This window comes from Pseudoalteromonas aliena SW19 (assembly GCF_014905615.1).
Lineage (GTDB): Bacteria > Pseudomonadota > Gammaproteobacteria > Enterobacterales > Alteromonadaceae > Pseudoalteromonas > Pseudoalteromonas aliena.
This window is the reverse complement of sequence record NZ_AQGU01000029.1, coordinates 705,900-723,280: the sequence shown is the minus strand read 5'-3', so window position 1 is coordinate 723,280 and position 17,381 is coordinate 705,900. Positions and strand designations below refer to the sequence as shown.

Genomic DNA, 17,381 nt, shown 5'->3' with positions numbered 1-17,381 from the left:
TTACTCTAATTAATTTGTTGTAAAAATTTATTGGCATCTTCTAAACTCCGCGTGCGGCGCATTGGCGGTAAGCTCTTTAAAAACACTTGCCCATACTGACGTGTAACTAGGCGATTATCACATATTACAAGGACGCCTTTATCTTTGCTATCACGAATTAAACGCCCGACACCTTGCTTTAGTGCAATCACCGCTTGCGGTAATTGTATGTGTGCAAAAGGGTCTTTTCCTTGCATTTGGCAATCTTGCATTTTGGCTTGTAATAAAGGGTCATCGGGGGCTGCAAATGGTAATTTATCAATAATAACACAGCTTAGTGTGCTGCCGCGTACATCAACACCTTCCCAAAAAGAAGCTGTGCCGAGTAACACCGCATTACCATGGCGGGTAAACTTCTCTAAGATAATACGCTTAGACATTTGCCCCTGCATATAAACTGGGTAGTCTATTTGTGTGGTGAGTCCTTCAGCGACCAAATGCATCATTCGATAACTAGTAAAAAGCACAAAGCAGCGCCCTTGTGCTGATTTTATAAGTTCGAGTGTGAGTTTTACAATTGCGTGGGGCATGTTATCAGCGTGTGATTCAGGTAAATAACGTGGCAAACATAACAATGCCTGATTAGGGTAATCAAACGGGCTGTCTACCATCATGCTTTGCTTTGGTTTTAAACCCAAACTTGCGTTAAAGTGCGCTAATTTGTTGTCGACCGAAAGCGTAGCTGATGTAAACACAAAGCCTGCGCCAGTGTCTTGCATCATTTGAGCAAATTTAGCGGAGACATTAAGTGGTGTTATATTAATCGTTAAATAACGACGTGTTGTTTCATACCAATAACTAAAACCAGTTTGAGCCGTGTCAAACACACGTTCTAACTGGCCTTTAAAAGCAAGTGTTCGCTCAAACGGATGCTCTATTTTATCGCTTCTGTCTAAACACAGTTTAAGTACCTGATAAACAAAATCTAAATCACTGATCACACGATGAAGTGCTGCACAAATTTGTTTGTCGCTCAGTTTTTCTCGCCAGTCACCTCTGCTACCATCAACACCAAACTGCAATCGTAAATCTGCAACACTTGTCTCTAGCTTATTTAAGCTTTTACCGAGTTGCAGCATATCGGGTATTTCAGCTCTATAAATAGCACGTAAGTCATTAATTAAATCCACCAGCTTTTTAGTACTTACACTCTCGCCAAAATAATCACTGGCAATTTCGCTTAACTGATGGGCTTCGTCAAATATATAGGCATCTGCTTTTGGCATCAATTCAGCAAAGCCGCTTTCTTTTACGGCCATATCGGCAAAAAACAAATGGTGGTTAATAACAACCACATCGGCATCGGCCGCTGTTAAACGCGCTTTGCGTATATAGCAGCTTTGAAAGTCGGGGCATTCTTTGCCTAAGCAGTTATCTGCCGTTGAGTTTACATAAGGCAGTACTTTGGCATCATCTTCTATACCAATGCAATCGGCTAAATCACCTGACTGTGTTTCACTGGCAAATTTAGCGACCATAGCTAATTGATGCATTACGTCTGAATCATCAGTAGGTACATGGGCAACATGCTGGTTAAGTCGGTAGGTACATAGGTAATTGGCACGCCCTTTTAATAAGGCGGTTTTTTTAGAGGCACTAAGCGCTTTAACAAGCTGCGGTAAATCGCGGTGGTATAACTGCTCTTGCAAGGCTTTAGAACCGGTGGAAATGATGGTTCTACCTTTTGATTTAAGTGCAGGCGCTAAATAGGCAAACGTTTTACCTGTCCCCGTGCCCGCTTCAACTACCAATTGCGAACTGTTTTTTAATGCATCTGCAACGGCAACAGCCATATCTATTTGGGGTTGACGTGGTGTATATCCATCTAAAGATAATGCCAAAGGCCCAGTTGCACTAAACAGTTGTTTGATAATACCAATCACTTTACAAGAAATAATAGCGCGATTTTACGTAAGCTAAACATCAAGGGCAAGTAATTAAGTTATATAATAAAGGGGCATTGCCCCCTACTAATTATTATTGTGCGTTAATAGATAAGGTAATTCCACTTGCTGAACTATAGCCCTTTAAATCTATGTACCATGTACCCGCTTGCGGGTTATCGATACGACAGGTTTCGGTATTGCCATTTTTAAAAGGTCTACATTGATATACAGACTCTGTTGATGGGCTTGCAAAATTTAAGTACAAATCCGCATCCCCACTACCGCCGCTCATATTAACCGTTAATGCTGAATATCCTGCATCAAGATCTTGTGTGTATCGAGCCCAATTGTTTGCTGTTACAGAAACATTATTTTCTACCCGATTGATTGGCTCAAGTCCACTACCTTCATTATAGCTACCAGTCAGAGAAACATTAGTAATCGCATCCCATGCTTGGACCATGACATAATAAACTCCCGTTTGAGCATTACTTATTTCACAACGCTCATTACTTGAAGACGTTGTGCTTTTACAGTCAAAACTAGTGAGTGTCGGAGCTGAATTAAACTTAACGTATAAATCGGCATCCCCCGTACCACCTGATGTAGCGAAGTTTAAATTAGTTGCATTACTGGGTACTTTTAATGTGTACACACGTTCCGCTTTTGCATTTTCAGTGATACCAGACACTGCAACACCATTTTGTAGTTCGTTATCGATTGGTGGTACTACGTCACCTGCATTTTTTGCCATTTCAGATGCATAACTCACAGCTAATTTTGCAAATTTACTCGCATGATCAGCGTCAAAGTTAGTGTCGTTAACAGTGTGAATTAATCGATTTATATCGGCCATTTTTGATTCAAATGGCATCGATGCTGTAAACCCCTGTTGATACCAAGATGCGTGATCCGAACATCCATATCCACATTGATCAAAACCGTAGCTAATAGAAGGCAAATAAGTATCAATAAGCTGACCCAAAAATTGATTTTGAGCATTGGTCGTGTAATCAGTCATCATCACAATGTCTTCATTGCTGCCGTTGTTGCCCGTCATATCAAACTGCACCATACCTACAACATTTTTGCCTTGTGATTTATATGCAGAGGCAATCGCCTTTGACCCTCTTAAACCCACCTCTTCAGCTGCAAACCCCATTATATGAATTGTTCTTTGTGGCTTGTAGTTATTATCGACAATTGCTCTTAGCACTTCTGATAATACAGCAATACCTGAGGCATTATCATCCGCACCTGGAGAGCGTCCATTTGTTGGATTTGATTGGTTAATCGAATCTAAATGTCCACCTATAACAACAATCTCATCCGCTTTTTCATCCCCAGGTATTGTGACTATAATTGAAGATTGCGCCCAACTATGTGTAAAGTATTCAACGCTAATATCACTGCGATTTGTGGCTAATTGTTGCCAATAGTTTTTTAGCCATTGTGATGCATCTATTCCTGTTTGAGCTGTATAGTAGCGGTTGTAGAAGTTGCTCATTGAATTAACAGTATTTGTTAAATTATTTGGGCTGACACTATTTATTAGTTGCTGTGTTGTTTGCGCGTTATCAATACTATAGTTAAAAGCCAAAGCACTTTGATTTTGAACAGCAGCTAGTTGCTGCGTGTATTGCTTAGCTTCATCAAGCGATTCATGCGCTACAAAACCACCGCACCGGTGGTAATTATCATGCATAAATTCACTCAGGCCTGCTATATTTTCGGGCTTTACCTGCAAAAAGTTAACCGTATCTAATTCAGTTGTACGCATACTTAATGATTCACGTGATTTGCTTACTGTTTTTTGAGTCTGCTGGTAATGTTTTGCTGCAATAGGATCTATTGTCACCCAAATATTTTCGTTGTCTTGTGCATACAGTGGTTGAACAATTAAGGTACTGGCGCTAACTAACGCGACATTTAGTAAATGTTTCATAAATTGATTCCTTTTAAATCGAGCTATATTCATAGAAAGTGACATTACTAAGATAAAAAAGGGAGCGGATGCTCCCCAGGAATGAATTTAGTTCGCTTTAATATTTAGCGTTACACCACTTGCAGTGCGAAAACCTTGTAAATCGATATGCCAAGTTCCCGCTTGTGGATTATCGATAGTACAACTTTCGTTATTGCCATTTTTATAAGGGCGACAAACGTAAGCATTTGTACCCGACTCTGTTCCAAAGTTTACATATAAATCAGCGTCACCACTGCCTCCTGCAATTGAAACATTAAGTGAGCTGTAGCCTGCACTCAAATTTTGAGTAAATCGAGTCCAGTTTCCAGCATTGACACTCACATTTTCTTCAGTTCGATTGATTGGTGTTGTGCCACCCGTATCGCCATCAAAACTACCAAGTAACGAGACTCCTGAAATTTGATCCCACGCCTCAACCATTACATAATAAGTACCCGCTTGAGCATTACTAATAGAGCAGCTTTCGTTACTGGTTGAAGTTGTGCTTTTACAATCAAAGCTAGTAAGCGTTGGCTTAGTCGCAAATTGTACATATAAATCAGCATCACCTGTTCCACCTGACGTGGTAAATGCTAAATTACTCGCACCTGCAGGAACATCAAGTGTAAAGAATATTTGCTGTTTCGCTGAGCCACTGATGTCAGGACGTGGTACGCCATTTGAGAGTGCTTCGTCTTCAATTGGAGGCACTGAATCACACGAACTACCAGCACTCAAACTAGAGGTAACACCAACAGCACTTAATGCCGCTTTTACGTCATTTGGCTCATAATTTAAGTCACAGGCTGCATCCATAACCCCATTACCGGCAAGATCCCAGTTTGTACTTGCTGTCCAATATTGTTGATTTGCACGCGCCATGACTAAAAATGCTTTTTTCGTATCCCAACCTGGTGTTGTTGCTAAGTTATAAAACGCTTTATTAAATACTCCTGAGCTATAATGCACATCCATTCCTGAAGAATAACTACTTTGATTGTCTATTGAGCGCCCATCTTGTGTCGGATTGTTCATATAGCGCAATGCGCCATTGCCCTTAAATATCTCTTTTCCGACTAACCAATCATTACTGCCCTTCATGTAAAATTCAGCAGCTTCACCCGCCATGTCAGAAAAAGCCTCGTTTAAGCCGCCTGATTTTCCACTATAAACTAAGCCAGAGTTTTGCTCAGTAAAGCCATGGCTCACCTCATGAGCAGACACATCTAAACTCACGAGTGGATAGAACGTATTTAGACCATCGCCAAATGTCATTGCACGACCATCCCAAAATGCATTCTCATAGTTGCTGCTATAATGCACTCGCATTTGTAGTTGAAATGAAAGTGGTGGCGAACCAATCCAATCGTTGTACATGTTAAAAATTACGTTACCAAAGAAGTGTGCGTCATTAAGTGGTGAATATGCACCGTTGATTTCTTTAAACGTATTTTCAGGGCAAGTAAATGAATATGCGCTTGTACCACTGGTGCCACCATTCAAATTAATGGTTTTTACGTTGCTATTACTCATTGTGCAGTTATTACCAGACTGCGTAACATCTAGGCTGGCAAAATCAGTACCATAAATATATTTGCCCGTTTTTAAATTACCGCCTGGGCCAGTCGCATCTGCATGTTGAAGATTGTCCAAGCTAAATAGTAGCTCACCTGAGTTCGCATCAATGATTTGATATGGACGAGATGGATTACTTCCATAAGTAACATAAGATACTTCATAAACAAGATGCGCCTTACCTTGCTCATCAACCCAAATTGCTAATTGCGATTTCTCGTCATGCTTTTCTAAACCGACAGAATGAAGCGCCTGAGGAGATTTTTGTAATCCCTTAGCTACCGCTAACTGTTTATTTATCTTTGGGATTACCGTGTTTATATCACTTGAAATGTCATATACCGCAGCACCGTGAGCATGTTTAAACTGCCCGTTGCTGTTAAAGGTTAAACTCACCCTGTCACCTATAACAGGTAGGCCATTGTATACTTGCTGAAATAATCGAGTTGTGTCGCCGTTATTACTTTTTATTTCTTTAATTACAACTAATTTGTTCCCAGCCTCTAAGCCAACTAATTGATCTGGGGTCGCTGTTGATGCAGACAACGTATTATTAGTATTTACGTGTTCATTTAGGTATTTCTTATTTGCGGCTACTGCGCTTGATGCTTGCATTAGTGTAAAAGCAGCAAGAGTTGCAATTGTTATTTTTGATAATTTCACGTTTACGCTCCATTAGATTATTTAGTTTTAATGTACTTTGTTAATCGGCACTACCTGTTCCCGATTAAGGATCAGCCTAGGTTACAAATAACATAAATGAAAATGAAACAAATAATTTACAATTAAAGTATGAGATAACAAATTAAGTTATTTATATTCAATATATTGGTATAATAGAGGTAAGAAAAAAGAAACTAACAGATAACATTTCGTACACATAAGTTTACTTTTAGTTTCATTTTTAGGTGGTTAATTAACAATAAAATTACATTTAGAATTACATATACACATTAAAAAAGGCCCTATCTGGGCCTCTTTACTTTAATTACGGGATCTTCATTAGGCCCATGTGTCTAAATGTGGGGGGTCGTCATCATCAGGGCTAGTTTTTGTTTTTTTTGTTTGTTCGTCAAGCGTATTGAGCTTTTTCTTTTTTTGTAACTCACGCTTTTTTTTATTTTCTAGATCGACCTTTTCAGCTGCGGCTCCACTTTGTACACCCGCAATATGAAATGCCCCTTTAGATTCAACAGCTAAACGAGTGATAGTTCCTAAGTAAGGGATCATGATGTCCATACGTACTTCCTTATTTAACTGTTTGACTAATAAACAATTACATTATTAAAACTACATGTATTATCTTCTATAGTATCGACAGTTATAAGATATACTTTAATTTAGCTAAATAAAACTTGCCATAATCAGGCTATTTATGTTTTTATAAATGCGAAATTTATTTAAACAGATAACAACTGAACGTTAGCCAAATGACGGGCAGTTACATAGGATAAAAAATGCGCTTAAACCTGACAACAGTACATCATCACCACCATTCATCGGAATAACCTGTCAGGTCTTTCGCTGAGAGGTTATTCCTAAAGGAACCTCTGGCGATTCAAAACATATTGATTCATTTTCGCCCTGAGGTTCCCTCGGGGTTTTTAGTTTTTAAATTAAAGGAAAATGAATAATGAACAACAGTAATCGTCTACGTATCGCCATCCAAAAAGGCGGCCGCCTATCTAAAGATTGTCAAGATCTGCTTAAACAGTTAGGTGTTAAACTTAACCTTCGTGAACAACGCTTAATTGCACACTCAACGAATATGCCAATTGACGTACTACGTGTGCGCGATGACGATATTCCGGGTTTAGTAATGGACGGTGTATGTGACTTAGGTATTGTTGGCGAAAACGTACTAGTAGAAGTGCAAGCAGAACGGATGCGCCAAGGTGTACCAAGTGAAGTAACCAAACTTTCAAAACTAGATTTTGGTTACTGTCGTCTTGCACTTGCATGGCCACAAGAGCTTGGCGCTCGCGATAAAAGCTGGTTTGAAGGCAAGCGTATTGCGACTACCTATCCAGAAATCTTAACTCAGTGGTTAAAGCGCGAAGGCATTAACGCAAGTACAGTAATGCTTACGGGCTCTGTTGAAGTAGCACCGCGTGCGGGTTTATCTGATGCAATTTGTGATTTAGTATCTACTGGCGCAACACTTGAAGCGAACGGCTTAATTCAAGGCGAAACAATTTTAGAATCAAACGCGTGTTTAATTCAAAATAAAGACCTTCAAGATGCTGACAAACTAGCGCTAATCAATAAGCTTATGCCGCGCCTACGTGGTGTTAGACAAGCTAAAGAAAGCAAATACATCATGCTACACGCACCAAAAAGCAAGCTTGATGAAATTTGTGAAATTTTACCAGGTTCTGGTCAACCTACTCTACTTGCCCTTGCTGGTAACGATGAATACGTAGCACTGCACATGGTAAGCAGCGAAACATTATTTTGGGAAACAATGGAGCAGTTAAAAGCCTTAGGCGCTAACTCTATTTTAGTTATGCCAATTGAAAAAATGATGGAGTAAGTGCCATGCTTCGTTGGAATGAGGAATCTTCACAAGTACAAGCAGCGGCGCTAATGCGCCCTGCAGTTTCTGCCAGTGCCAAGGTTGAAGCTATTTGCAAAACTATTTTAGCTAACGTAAAAGAGCAAGGTGATAAAGCCTTACTTAGCATGGCTAAAGAGTTTGATAATAGATCTAACCCTCGCTTATGTGTTCCGCTTGATGAAATTAACGCATCAGAGCAAGCACTAAGTGCAGAGCTTAAATACGCAATTGATACCGCTTATGCAAACGTTAAACGTTTTCACGAAGCGCAATTGCCAAAAGATATTAAATTATCGACCCAACCAGGCGTTGTATGTGAACTGAAATATCAAGCCATCGAAGCAGTCGGTATTTACGTACCCGGTGGCAGTGCTCCACTGCCATCGTCGGTTATTATGCAGGGTGTATTAGCGCAATTAAGCGGCGCAAAAACCGTTGTACTTGCTACACCAGTTCAAGGTGATAAAGCGATTAACCCTGCTATTTTATATGCAGCTAAGTTATGTGGCATTACTACTTTAATAGAAAGTGGTGGCGCAGGCGCAATTGCAGCAATGGCGTATGGCACCGAATCAGTTCCTAAAGTGAACAAAATATTTGGTCCAGGTAATAGCTTTGTAACAATGGCTAAACAGCTCGTTGCGCAAACTATTCCAGGTATGGCCATTGATATGCCAGCAGGTCCATCTGAAGTATTAGTTATTGCAGATGAACGTGCGAACCCAGAATTTATAGCCGCCGATTTACTCTCACAAGCAGAGCACGGCGCAGATTCGCAAGTTATTTTATTATGTAACAGCGAAAGTATAATAGAACAAACACAGCAGGCACTTACACGCCAGTTAGCTAATTTGAGCCGCAAAGAAACAGCTGAGCAAGCGCTCGCTAATTCTTCACTTATTTTAGTTGATTCAATTGCGCAAGCATTTGATGTATCAGCGCAATACGGACCAGAGCACTTAATTTTACAACTAGGCGATGCAACACCTTACCTAGATAAAGTTAAAAACGCAGGCTCTGTATTTGTGGGTGACTACACGCCAGAATCTGCAGGCGATTACGCATCGGGTACTAACCACGTGTTACCAACCTATGGTTACAGTGCCACTTACTCGAGCTTAAACTTGCTTGATTTTTTCCGTACATACACAGTGCAAACAATTACTAAGAGTGGTTTAACACAGCTTTCAAAAGCTATTTTACCACTTGCAGATGCGGAAGGCCTTGATGCCCACGCTAATGCGGTTTCAATTCGTTTAGAGGCAATTAAAAATGAGCAATAAGAGCGCACAAGCGTCTAGCTTATTACCTAAGAATATTGCAGCCCTTGCTGCATACAGCTCGGCAAAAAGTGAAAAGCTAACCGGTACTACGTGGCTAAATGCTAACGAAAGCCCGTATGCTAAAAATCTTGAACTGAGTATTGAAGATTTAAATCGCTACCCCGATCCACAACCGCAACTGGTTATTGACAGGTACGCAGATTATACAGAGCTTGAAAGCGAAAATGTACTAATGACCCGCGGCGCAGATGAAGGCATTGAGCTTTTAGTGCGCACATACTGCGAGCCAGCTAAAGATAGTATTGCGCTATTTTTACCCACCTACGGTATGTACAAAGTAACCGCCGATACACACAACGTTAGTATTAACGCGCTTACCCAAGAATTATTATTAAGTGGCAGTGCTGACGAAATAGTTGCAGCTGTTGGCAACTCAAAACTGGTATTTATTTGTAACCCAAATAATCCAACGGGCAGCTTAACACCACTTGATAAAGTAAAAGCGATTGCAACAGCACTTGCAGGTAAGGCATTAGTTATTGTTGATGAAGCCTATATAGAGTTTTGTCCAGAGCAAAGCGCTACTCAACTTATTACTGAGTTTAGTAATGTAGTGGTTTTGCGTACGCTTTCTAAAGCCTTTGCGCTAGCTGGCCTCAGAACCGGTTTTACCCTTGCACAAGCAAGCGTTCTTGCGCCAATTCGTAAAGTCATTGCCCCGTATCCGGTATCGGGCGTAGTAGCAAGTATTGCAGCGCAAGCAATTGCACCCGATGCAATTACATCGATGCGCCGCCAAGTGACTATTTTAAATAGCTTAAAAGCTAAGTTAGTAGATTGGCTAAACGCCTCCCCTGCTGCATTAAAAATTCTCACTGGTGAAGGTAACTTTGTTACTTTAAAATTAGCCGATAAAAACTACTTTAAAATTGCACTTGAGCAAGGTTTAGTGATGCGCGCTTTTACGCTATACGGTGAAGACGACTGGCTACGAATTTCAATTGGTAGTGAACAAGAACTTAAACAAGTAAAAATTTGGTTAGATGGCCTGCAATTGCCAACTACCGCAGCATCTTTAGCAGGAAACGAAGTATCATGAGTAACCCCTATTTATTTATCGACCGCGACGGCACTATTATTGAAGAGCCAATTACCGACAAACAGGTAGATAGCCTTGAAAAGCTTGCCTTTTTACCTAGCGTTATCCCAGCTTTATTACAATTACAAGCTGCAGGTTACCGTTTAGTGATGGTATCTAACCAAGATGGTTTAGGCACAGATAGCTTTCCTACTGCTGATTTTGACATTGCACAAGACAAAATGATGGACATAATGCAAAGCCAAGGCATTAGCTTTGAGACCGTATTAATTTGCCCTCACTTTAACGAGCAAAACTGTGATTGCCGTAAACCTAAAACAGGTTTACTTACCGAGCTTATGCGCTCAGGCAAAGTAGATTTAGCACGCTCTTTTGTTATTGGCGACCGTGAAACTGATATTGGCCTTGCTCAAAACCTATGTTGTGAAGGTATTTTATACGACGGCGACTGGAGTGCCATAGTAACTAAATTGACCACCGCAAACCGCGAAGGTCGTGTTACACGCAACACTAAAGAAACCCAAATTGATGTGGCAATAAACCTAGATCAAACTAAAAATGGCAGCATAGACACCGGACTTGGCTTTTTTGATCACATGCTTGATCAAATTCGTACGCACGCAAACATTGGTTTAAACATTAAAGCCAAAGGCGATTTACACATAGACGAGCACCACCTTGTTGAAGACATTGGTATTGCTCTTGGTGTCGCACTTAAACAAGCGCTTGGCACTAAATCGCAAATTGCGCGCTATGGTTTTGCGCTTCCTATGGATGAGTGTAAAGCCGAAGCACAAATTGATTTATCGGGCCGTGCATCATTTGTATTAAACGCTAACTTTAGCCGCGAAAAAGCAGGCGATTTAGACGTACAAATGGTTGAGCACTTTTTCAAAAGCTTAAGTGATAACGCCGCGATTAGCCTTATTTTATCGGTAAGCGATGGTAACTGTCATCACCAAGTAGAAGGCTTATTTAAAGCGTTTTCACGCGCTCTTCGCATGGCAGTAGCACAAGACACGACCCAACAAACAGCCAGCTCTAAGGGATGTTTATGATTGCCATAATTAATACTGGTTGTGCCAATATAAATTCAGTACGCTTTGCGTTTGAACGCTTAGGCCAAACGTCAACAGTAATTACATCACCAGATCAATTAGCGGGTTTTGAGCGCGCTATATTACCAGGTGTGGGTCATGCATCGGTTGCTATGAAGCGCCTAGTCGATAATGGCTGGCAACAAGCTATAAATGAATACCAGCGCCCACTTATGGGTATTTGTTTAGGTATGCAGTTACTGTGTGAAAGCACCGAAGAAGGTAACGTACAGTGCCTAGGTAAAATACCAGGACAAGTAAAAGTGCTTGATGTAGGCAATTTAACGTCGCCGCATATGGGTTGGAATAACTTAAATGTTAACAAAGAGCATGCATTAACTAAAGGGCTGACGCTCGATGAGCAAGTGTATTTTGTTCACAGCTTTGCGCACACCGTAAACGACGCCACACTCGTGAGCGGCGAATATGGTCAAACCTTTTCAGCCATTGTTGCTAAAGACAATTACGCGGGCATGCAATTTCACCCAGAGCGCAGCGCAAAAGTTGGCGCACGTTTATTACAAAATTTTGTTGATTGGCAGTTGTAAGCTGCCCATTAACTAACAAAAAAGAGATTATTTGTGATTATTCCAGCATTAGACGTATTACAAAATCAAATTGTGCGCTTGTATCAAGGTAAATACGATACAGCACAATTTTACCCTTTCGAACTTGGCGCGCGTTTAAAAGAATACGCCAACAGTGGCGCAGGTAAGTTACACCTTGTTGATTTAGAAGGTGCACGCGATCCAAGTAAAAAACAGTGGCAACATATTCAAGCTGCAACCAAAGCACTTAAGGTACCGTACCAAGTAGGCGGCGGTATTCGCTCAGAGCAAGATGTAAGTGATTGGCTAAAAGCCGGTGCAAACCAAGTTGTTATTGGTTCAATGGCAGTAGAAAAACGCGAGCAAGTAAAAGCCTGGATTGAACAATTTGGCGCAGAGCATTTTGTAATTGCTCTTGATGTAAATAAAACAGCCACGGGCTGGGCACCTGCTACGCACGGTTGGTTAAGTGAATCTGAATTTGGTTTACTTGAGCTGGTAGATTTTTATGTGGGCTTAGGTGTTATTGACTTTTTATGCACGGACATCAGTAAGGATGGCACCATGACTGGCCCTTCTTTTGCACTTTATGAAGATTTAATTAATCATAATGCAGATATAAAAGTGCAAGCCTCAGGTGGGGTAAGCTCGTTAGACGACATTAAAAAGCTTAAAGAGCTAGGTGTTGGCGGCGTTATTTTAGGTAAATCATTGCTTGATGGCGCATTTAGCGTTGAGGAGGCACTGGCATGTTATCAAAACGCATAATCCCGTGTTTAGACGTTAAAGACGGCCAAGTAGTTAAAGGCGTTAAGTTTAAAGGCCATGAAATTGTTGGCGACATTTTAACAATGGCTAAAGCCTACAGCGAAGCCGGTGCCGATGAACTGGTTTTTTACGAGATCAGTGCAAGCGTTGAAAAACGCCTACTTGATGTAAATTGGGTAGAGAGCATTGCACGTAATATCGATATACCATTTTGTGTAGCCGGCGGTATTAAATCAGTCGCTGATGCAGCGCGAGTACTTGAGCGCGGCGCAGATAAAATAAGTATTAACAGCCCTGCTATTGCGCGCCCTGGACTTATTAAAGAATTACACGATGAGTTTGGTAAGCAATGTGTTGTTGTCGGTATTGACAGCTTTTTTGATGAAACGACCGGTGAATATTTAGTGTATCAATTAACCGGCGATCCTAATGCATCAAGCCGTACGCGCTATAAAACACAAGAATGGGTTAAACGCGTACAAGACTTAGGCGCAGGCGAAATTGTATTAAACTGTATGAACCAAGATGGCGTTCGTAACGGTTACGACAACGAGCAACTAAGTAAAATTCGCGAGCTGTGTGACATTCCTTTAATCGCCTCTGGCGGTGCGGGTAGTATGCAAGATTTTGTTGATGTATTTAAACAAAGCAAAGTAGATGGTGCATTAGCCGCCAGCGTTTTTCATAAAAATGTGATTAACATTGGCGAACTAAAACAATTTTTAACAGATAACCAAGTGGCAGCAAGATTATGCAAGTAACACAACAAAACCAAGCTCAAGTCGATTTCGCTAAAAGTGACATGATCCCTGCTATTATTCAAGATGCCCGCTCGGGTGTTATTTTAATGCAAGGCTTTATGAACAGCGAAGCACTCGCTGTTACGCTTGATACCAATAAAGTGACGTTTTACTCGCGTTCAAAATCGCGTTTATGGACTAAAGGCGAGTCATCAGAAAACTACTTAAATGTAGTATCTGTTCATACCGATTGCGACCACGATTCAATTTTAGTCCTTGCCAACCCAGAAGGTCCAACGTGCCACTTAGGCACACAAAGCTGTTTTGGTGATGAAGCAAAACCAAGTTTAAGCTTTTTAGCACAGTTAGAAGATGTGATTGTTGCGCGTAAAAACGACGACCCTGAAAAAAGCTACACAGCGTCATTATTTGCAAAAGACTTAAGCCGTAGTTGTCAAAAAGTAGGTGAAGAAGGCGTAGAAGTAGCCCTTGCCGCTATGAAACACGATAACGATGAGCTTACTAATGAGTCTGCTGATTTAATTTATCACCTGACAGTATTACTTCAACGCCAAGGCTTAGCCCTTGAAGATGTAGTTAAATGCTTGCAAGGTCGTCATAAATAGCATTAGTTGTGACTAACAAAGAGGCTCATATTTATATGGGCCTTTTTATTTTTACAGTAAATCACGTGTGATATAGTGCGTGGCTAAATTAATCGGTTACTGTGAACTATGAAAAACTATATTACTCCTTCTATTGTCGCATTCATTTTAGTCGTCGCGTTTATTTTAGCGGGCTGTACCAGCAAAACTAATCAGACTACAACTACAGCAACAACTACTACAACGAATCAGTCTGTAAAAACCACAGTAACACCCGATGAATGCAGCACCATAAATAACCTAATAAATGGTTATGAGTCTGGTTTTAATTCAATCAAAACAGATAAAGTAAACAACCAGTTTACTGAACAGTGGCGCACTAATACTCATATTATTGGAACAACCTGTACGGTTACTTTAAATAAATCAGAGCAAGCAAGTTACCAGTGCCAAACGCAAGTTAAAACACAAACGCAAATAGTAGAATCTCACCAAAAACTGGCTAAGCAATTGCGCCAATGTTTAACAAAAACAGGCTGGTTTGAAAGCCAAAAAGAAACAGCAAGTTCAATTTACAGCACCTTTGTACTTGATACTAAAACCCCAGCCATTACACTCTCTACCAATCAAGAAGGTAGTGGGTTCACTACTCGCTTTGAAATTGCACCACCGTTAGGGCTTTAATAATGCGCCAATTAAATCAAAACAAAAAACGATCTAAATTTAAAACCGATTGCTTAGGAATATGTGAGCGCCGCAGCGGTTACTGCACCGGTTGTGGGCGTACCAACCAAGAAATTTTTGATTGGATTATATTATCTGAAAATGAAAAAAAAGCGATTTTAGAAACACCACGAGCCGATATCACAAAAGCGTAATAGAGCTAAAAGCCTCGATACCTCAAGGCTTTAAATTAACGTTATGCTTTATCGAGCGCTTGGCTTACATCGGCAATTATATCTGCAATGTTTTCAATACCAACCGACAAACGAATTAAATCGCGACTTACACCCGCATTAGCAAGTTCTTCATCATTTAATTGACGGTGTGTGGTTGATGCAGGATGGCACGCAAGCGACTTGGCATCGCCAATATTAACTAAGCGTAAAATCATATTTAGCGCATCAATAAAACGAGTACCAGCCTCTAGTCCACCAGCAATACCAAAGCTTAAAATACCCGATGCTTTACCACTGGTAATTTTTTGACTCATTTCGTTATACGGGCTTGATTTAAGCCCTGCGTAATTAACCCAAAGCACTTTTGGATGATTTTCTAAATACTCAGCCAGATGCTGTGCATTTTCGCAGTGGCGATCCATTCTCAAGCCTAAAGTTTCAAGGCCAATTAAAATGTCAGATGCGTTTTTAGGCGCAAGCGCTGCACCGGTATTTCTAAGTGGCACAACTCTACAGCGACCAATAAACGCCGCTTCAGCAAAAGCTTCGGTATACACCACGTTGTGATACGACGGGTCGGGCTCATTCATCATTGCAAAACGCGTAGCATTCGTTTTCCAATCAAATTTACCTGAGTCGACAATCATGCCGCCAATGGCTGTACCGTGCCCGTTTATATACTTTGTAAGTGAGTGAACCACTATATCGGCGCCTAGCTCAAATGGGCGACATAAATACGGCGTAGCCACGGTATTATCAACTATAAGCGGCACACCTTTGCTGTGTGCAATACGTGCTAAACGCTCAATATCAACAATATTACCTGCAGGATTACCAATAGATTCACAAAAAACAGCGCGGGTGTTGTCGTCAATCGCATTATCGAACGCGGTAAAGTCATCAGCTTTAATCATGCGTGCTTCAATACCTTGCCTAGGTAAAGTATGCGCAAATAGGTTATACGTGCCACCATATACTTGGCTGGTGCTCACAATATTAGTACCTACTTCACACAAACATTGAATAGCATAGGTAATAGCAGCCATCCCAGAGGCAACAGCTAACCCACCTATGCCCCCTTCCATTGCGGCAATACGTTGTTCAAGAACGGCATTGGTCGGGTTCATTATGCGGGTGTAGATATTACCAGCTACTTTTAAATCGAATAAATCAGCGCCATGCTGCGTGTTATCAAATGTATAAGAAGAAGTGTGATAGATAGGCACGGCTGCCGATTTAGTCGTAGCCTCAGATTCGTAACCGTGGTGAAGTGCTAGTGACTCTAATTTCATAATTATTTCCTTCAATTAATTTACCACTAACCTAGCACTTCTTGGTTACAAAATGCACATGAAATATATTAAAGGGTGTTGAGGCGGTTCGATTTAAGCTAAAGGTGGCTAGGCGCAAATACCGGACTTCTTTGCTAACTTGGTTTTTGTGTATTTTTCATCATTTCTAAATATCGCCCTTCAATAAATTTTTTTTCTTTTGTAAGGTGCTTGAGTGCATACCGCGTTTTTTCTAGCTCTTGCTTAAGAGTGTCTAATTCCTCACTACTTTCAGGCCCGTCAGTTTGTAACTGCAATTGCTGTAGTAGCTGATCTTGCTCTGCAATTTGTCTTTTATATTCGTTTAAAGTGTTAAGTAGCTTAGTTTGATCTTGCGTTGAAGATACATCTACGTTTAGTGTTTTATCACTATTTTCACTCGCTTTTTTAAGCGCTTTATAATCTGCTTGTAACTGCTCTTTTTCTTCTTGAAGCACAGTCACTGCATCATATTGTGCATAGAGCTTTTGACGAGTTACTTTTAATTTTTCGACACTTTTGTCGAGATCCCCTTTAAGTTTGCGTATTAAGTTATGCGAGCGTTTTAATTTATTATTAAGCTCATCGATTAGCTGTTGTTCTTTTTCAGTAACATGATCTTTGGTTGATGAAGTAACCTCAGTTAATTGCTGCTGTAACAGTATTTGTAAATTAACTAACTCAGCAATTGTCTTTCGATTATCGTTAACATAGCTCATTGCATTATCAACAGATTCCCTACACATAGCTAACGTAGCATCATCCATCCCCCCTGTACTTTTAACCATGCTAAGCGCAAACGACCTAAACTCTCTGAGTATCAATAAAAGAATATAAAACCAAGCAGCTAAAATAAGTAGCCCAAAATTTATAGCAATATATTGATAAACCTCAGGAGGAAATACGACGTATGGCATTATTTAATTATCTTAAATTAAGTGTCAATTTACTAGAGTTTAGCGCTGTCAAAATAATATGCCATAATAACAACAACATTTAAAAAAAAGTA

The 17,381-nt window shown here is 40.5% G+C and carries 16 protein-coding genes; 10 read left to right on the top strand and 6 right to left on the bottom strand.

The window, feature by feature from the left end; all coding sequences use genetic code 11:
• Positions 1-5 precede the first annotated feature (5 nt).
• The 4 genes from PALI_RS19585 to PALI_RS19570 all read right to left on the bottom strand — a co-directional run bounded on the left by PALI_RS19585 (position 6) and on the right by PALI_RS19570 (position 6,705).
• Positions 6-1,922: an ATP-dependent DNA helicase gene (locus PALI_RS19585; protein ID WP_077535273.1), complete on the bottom strand. Its 1,917-nt coding sequence runs from the start codon at positions 1,920-1,922 to the stop codon at positions 6-8.
• A gap of 94 nt (positions 1,923-2,016) precedes the next feature.
• Positions 2,017-3,870 (bottom strand): M28 family metallopeptidase, encoded by a 1,854-nt coding sequence (locus PALI_RS19580; RefSeq protein ID WP_193156701.1) that lies wholly within the window; start codon positions 3,868-3,870, stop codon positions 2,017-2,019.
• Between the two features lie 87 nt (positions 3,871-3,957).
• The gene (locus PALI_RS19575; protein WP_193156700.1) at positions 3,958-6,129 is read right to left on the bottom strand and encodes a M4 family metallopeptidase; all 2,172 of its coding nucleotides are present in this window, start codon (positions 6,127-6,129) and stop codon (positions 3,958-3,960) included.
• A 339-nt stretch (positions 6,130-6,468) separates the two neighbouring features.
• Complete coding sequence (locus PALI_RS19570; RefSeq protein ID WP_193156699.1) at positions 6,469-6,705, bottom strand: hypothetical protein; 237 nt, start codon at positions 6,703-6,705, stop codon at positions 6,469-6,471.
• A gap of 394 nt (positions 6,706-7,099) precedes the next feature.
• Here PALI_RS19570 and hisG point away from each other — a divergent pair, with 394 nt between their 5' ends.
• The 10 genes from hisG (at position 7,100) to PALI_RS19520 (ending at position 15,041) form a co-directional block, all read left to right on the top strand.
• Positions 7,100-7,999: an ATP phosphoribosyltransferase gene (gene hisG / locus PALI_RS19565; protein ID WP_077535269.1), complete on the top strand. Its 900-nt coding sequence runs from the start codon at positions 7,100-7,102 to the stop codon at positions 7,997-7,999.
• Between the two features lie 5 nt (positions 8,000-8,004).
• Positions 8,005-9,306, top strand: coding sequence for a histidinol dehydrogenase (gene hisD / locus PALI_RS19560; RefSeq protein WP_193156698.1), 1,302 nt, complete (start codon positions 8,005-8,007; stop codon positions 9,304-9,306).
• A complete protein-coding gene (hisC, locus tag PALI_RS19555; RefSeq protein WP_193156697.1) occupies positions 9,296-10,405 on the top strand; it encodes a histidinol-phosphate transaminase in 1,110 nt (369 codons plus the stop codon). Before hisD ends, hisC begins: the two co-directional genes overlap by 11 nt.
• The gene (gene hisB, locus PALI_RS19550) at positions 10,402-11,463 is read left to right on the top strand and encodes a bifunctional histidinol-phosphatase/imidazoleglycerol-phosphate dehydratase HisB (RefSeq protein ID WP_193156696.1); all 1,062 of its coding nucleotides are present in this window, start codon (positions 10,402-10,404) and stop codon (positions 11,461-11,463) included. The genes hisC and hisB overlap by 4 nt, the downstream gene beginning before the upstream one ends.
• Positions 11,460-12,050, top strand: a complete 591-nt coding sequence (hisH, locus tag PALI_RS19545; RefSeq protein WP_193156695.1) for an imidazole glycerol phosphate synthase subunit HisH — start codon at positions 11,460-11,462, stop codon at positions 12,048-12,050. The genes hisB and hisH overlap by 4 nt, the downstream gene beginning before the upstream one ends.
• A 33-nt stretch (positions 12,051-12,083) precedes the next feature.
• Positions 12,084-12,818: a 1-(5-phosphoribosyl)-5-[(5-phosphoribosylamino)methylideneamino] imidazole-4-carboxamide isomerase gene (locus tag PALI_RS19540; protein ID WP_193156694.1), complete on the top strand. Its 735-nt coding sequence runs from the start codon at positions 12,084-12,086 to the stop codon at positions 12,816-12,818.
• A complete protein-coding gene (gene hisF, locus PALI_RS19535) occupies positions 12,800-13,579 on the top strand; it encodes an imidazole glycerol phosphate synthase subunit HisF (RefSeq protein WP_193156693.1) in 780 nt (259 codons plus the stop codon). Before PALI_RS19540 ends, hisF begins: the two co-directional genes overlap by 19 nt.
• Positions 13,570-14,184, top strand: coding sequence for a bifunctional phosphoribosyl-AMP cyclohydrolase/phosphoribosyl-ATP diphosphatase HisIE (gene hisIE / locus PALI_RS19530; protein ID WP_193156692.1), 615 nt, complete (start codon positions 13,570-13,572; stop codon positions 14,182-14,184). The genes hisF and hisIE overlap by 10 nt, the downstream gene beginning before the upstream one ends.
• A 108-nt stretch (positions 14,185-14,292) precedes the next feature.
• Positions 14,293-14,847, top strand: coding sequence for a hypothetical protein (locus tag PALI_RS19525; protein ID WP_193156691.1), 555 nt, complete (start codon positions 14,293-14,295; stop codon positions 14,845-14,847).
• A gap of 2 nt (positions 14,848-14,849) precedes the next feature.
• The gene (locus tag PALI_RS19520) at positions 14,850-15,041 is read left to right on the top strand and encodes a DUF1289 domain-containing protein (protein ID WP_193156690.1); all 192 of its coding nucleotides are present in this window, start codon (positions 14,850-14,852) and stop codon (positions 15,039-15,041) included.
• A 41-nt stretch (positions 15,042-15,082) separates the two neighbouring features.
• Here PALI_RS19520 and PALI_RS19515 read toward each other — a convergent pair whose 3' ends face one another.
• Both PALI_RS19515 and PALI_RS19510 read right to left on the bottom strand, forming a co-directional pair.
• On the bottom strand, positions 15,083-16,354 hold the full coding sequence (locus PALI_RS19515) for an O-acetylhomoserine aminocarboxypropyltransferase/cysteine synthase family protein (protein WP_193156689.1): 1,272 nt from the start codon (positions 16,352-16,354) through the stop codon (positions 15,083-15,085).
• Between the two features lie 134 nt (positions 16,355-16,488).
• On the bottom strand, positions 16,489-17,289 hold the full coding sequence (locus PALI_RS19510) for a chromosome partitioning protein ParA (RefSeq protein WP_193156688.1): 801 nt from the start codon (positions 17,287-17,289) through the stop codon (positions 16,489-16,491).
• Positions 17,290-17,381 lie beyond the last annotated feature (92 nt).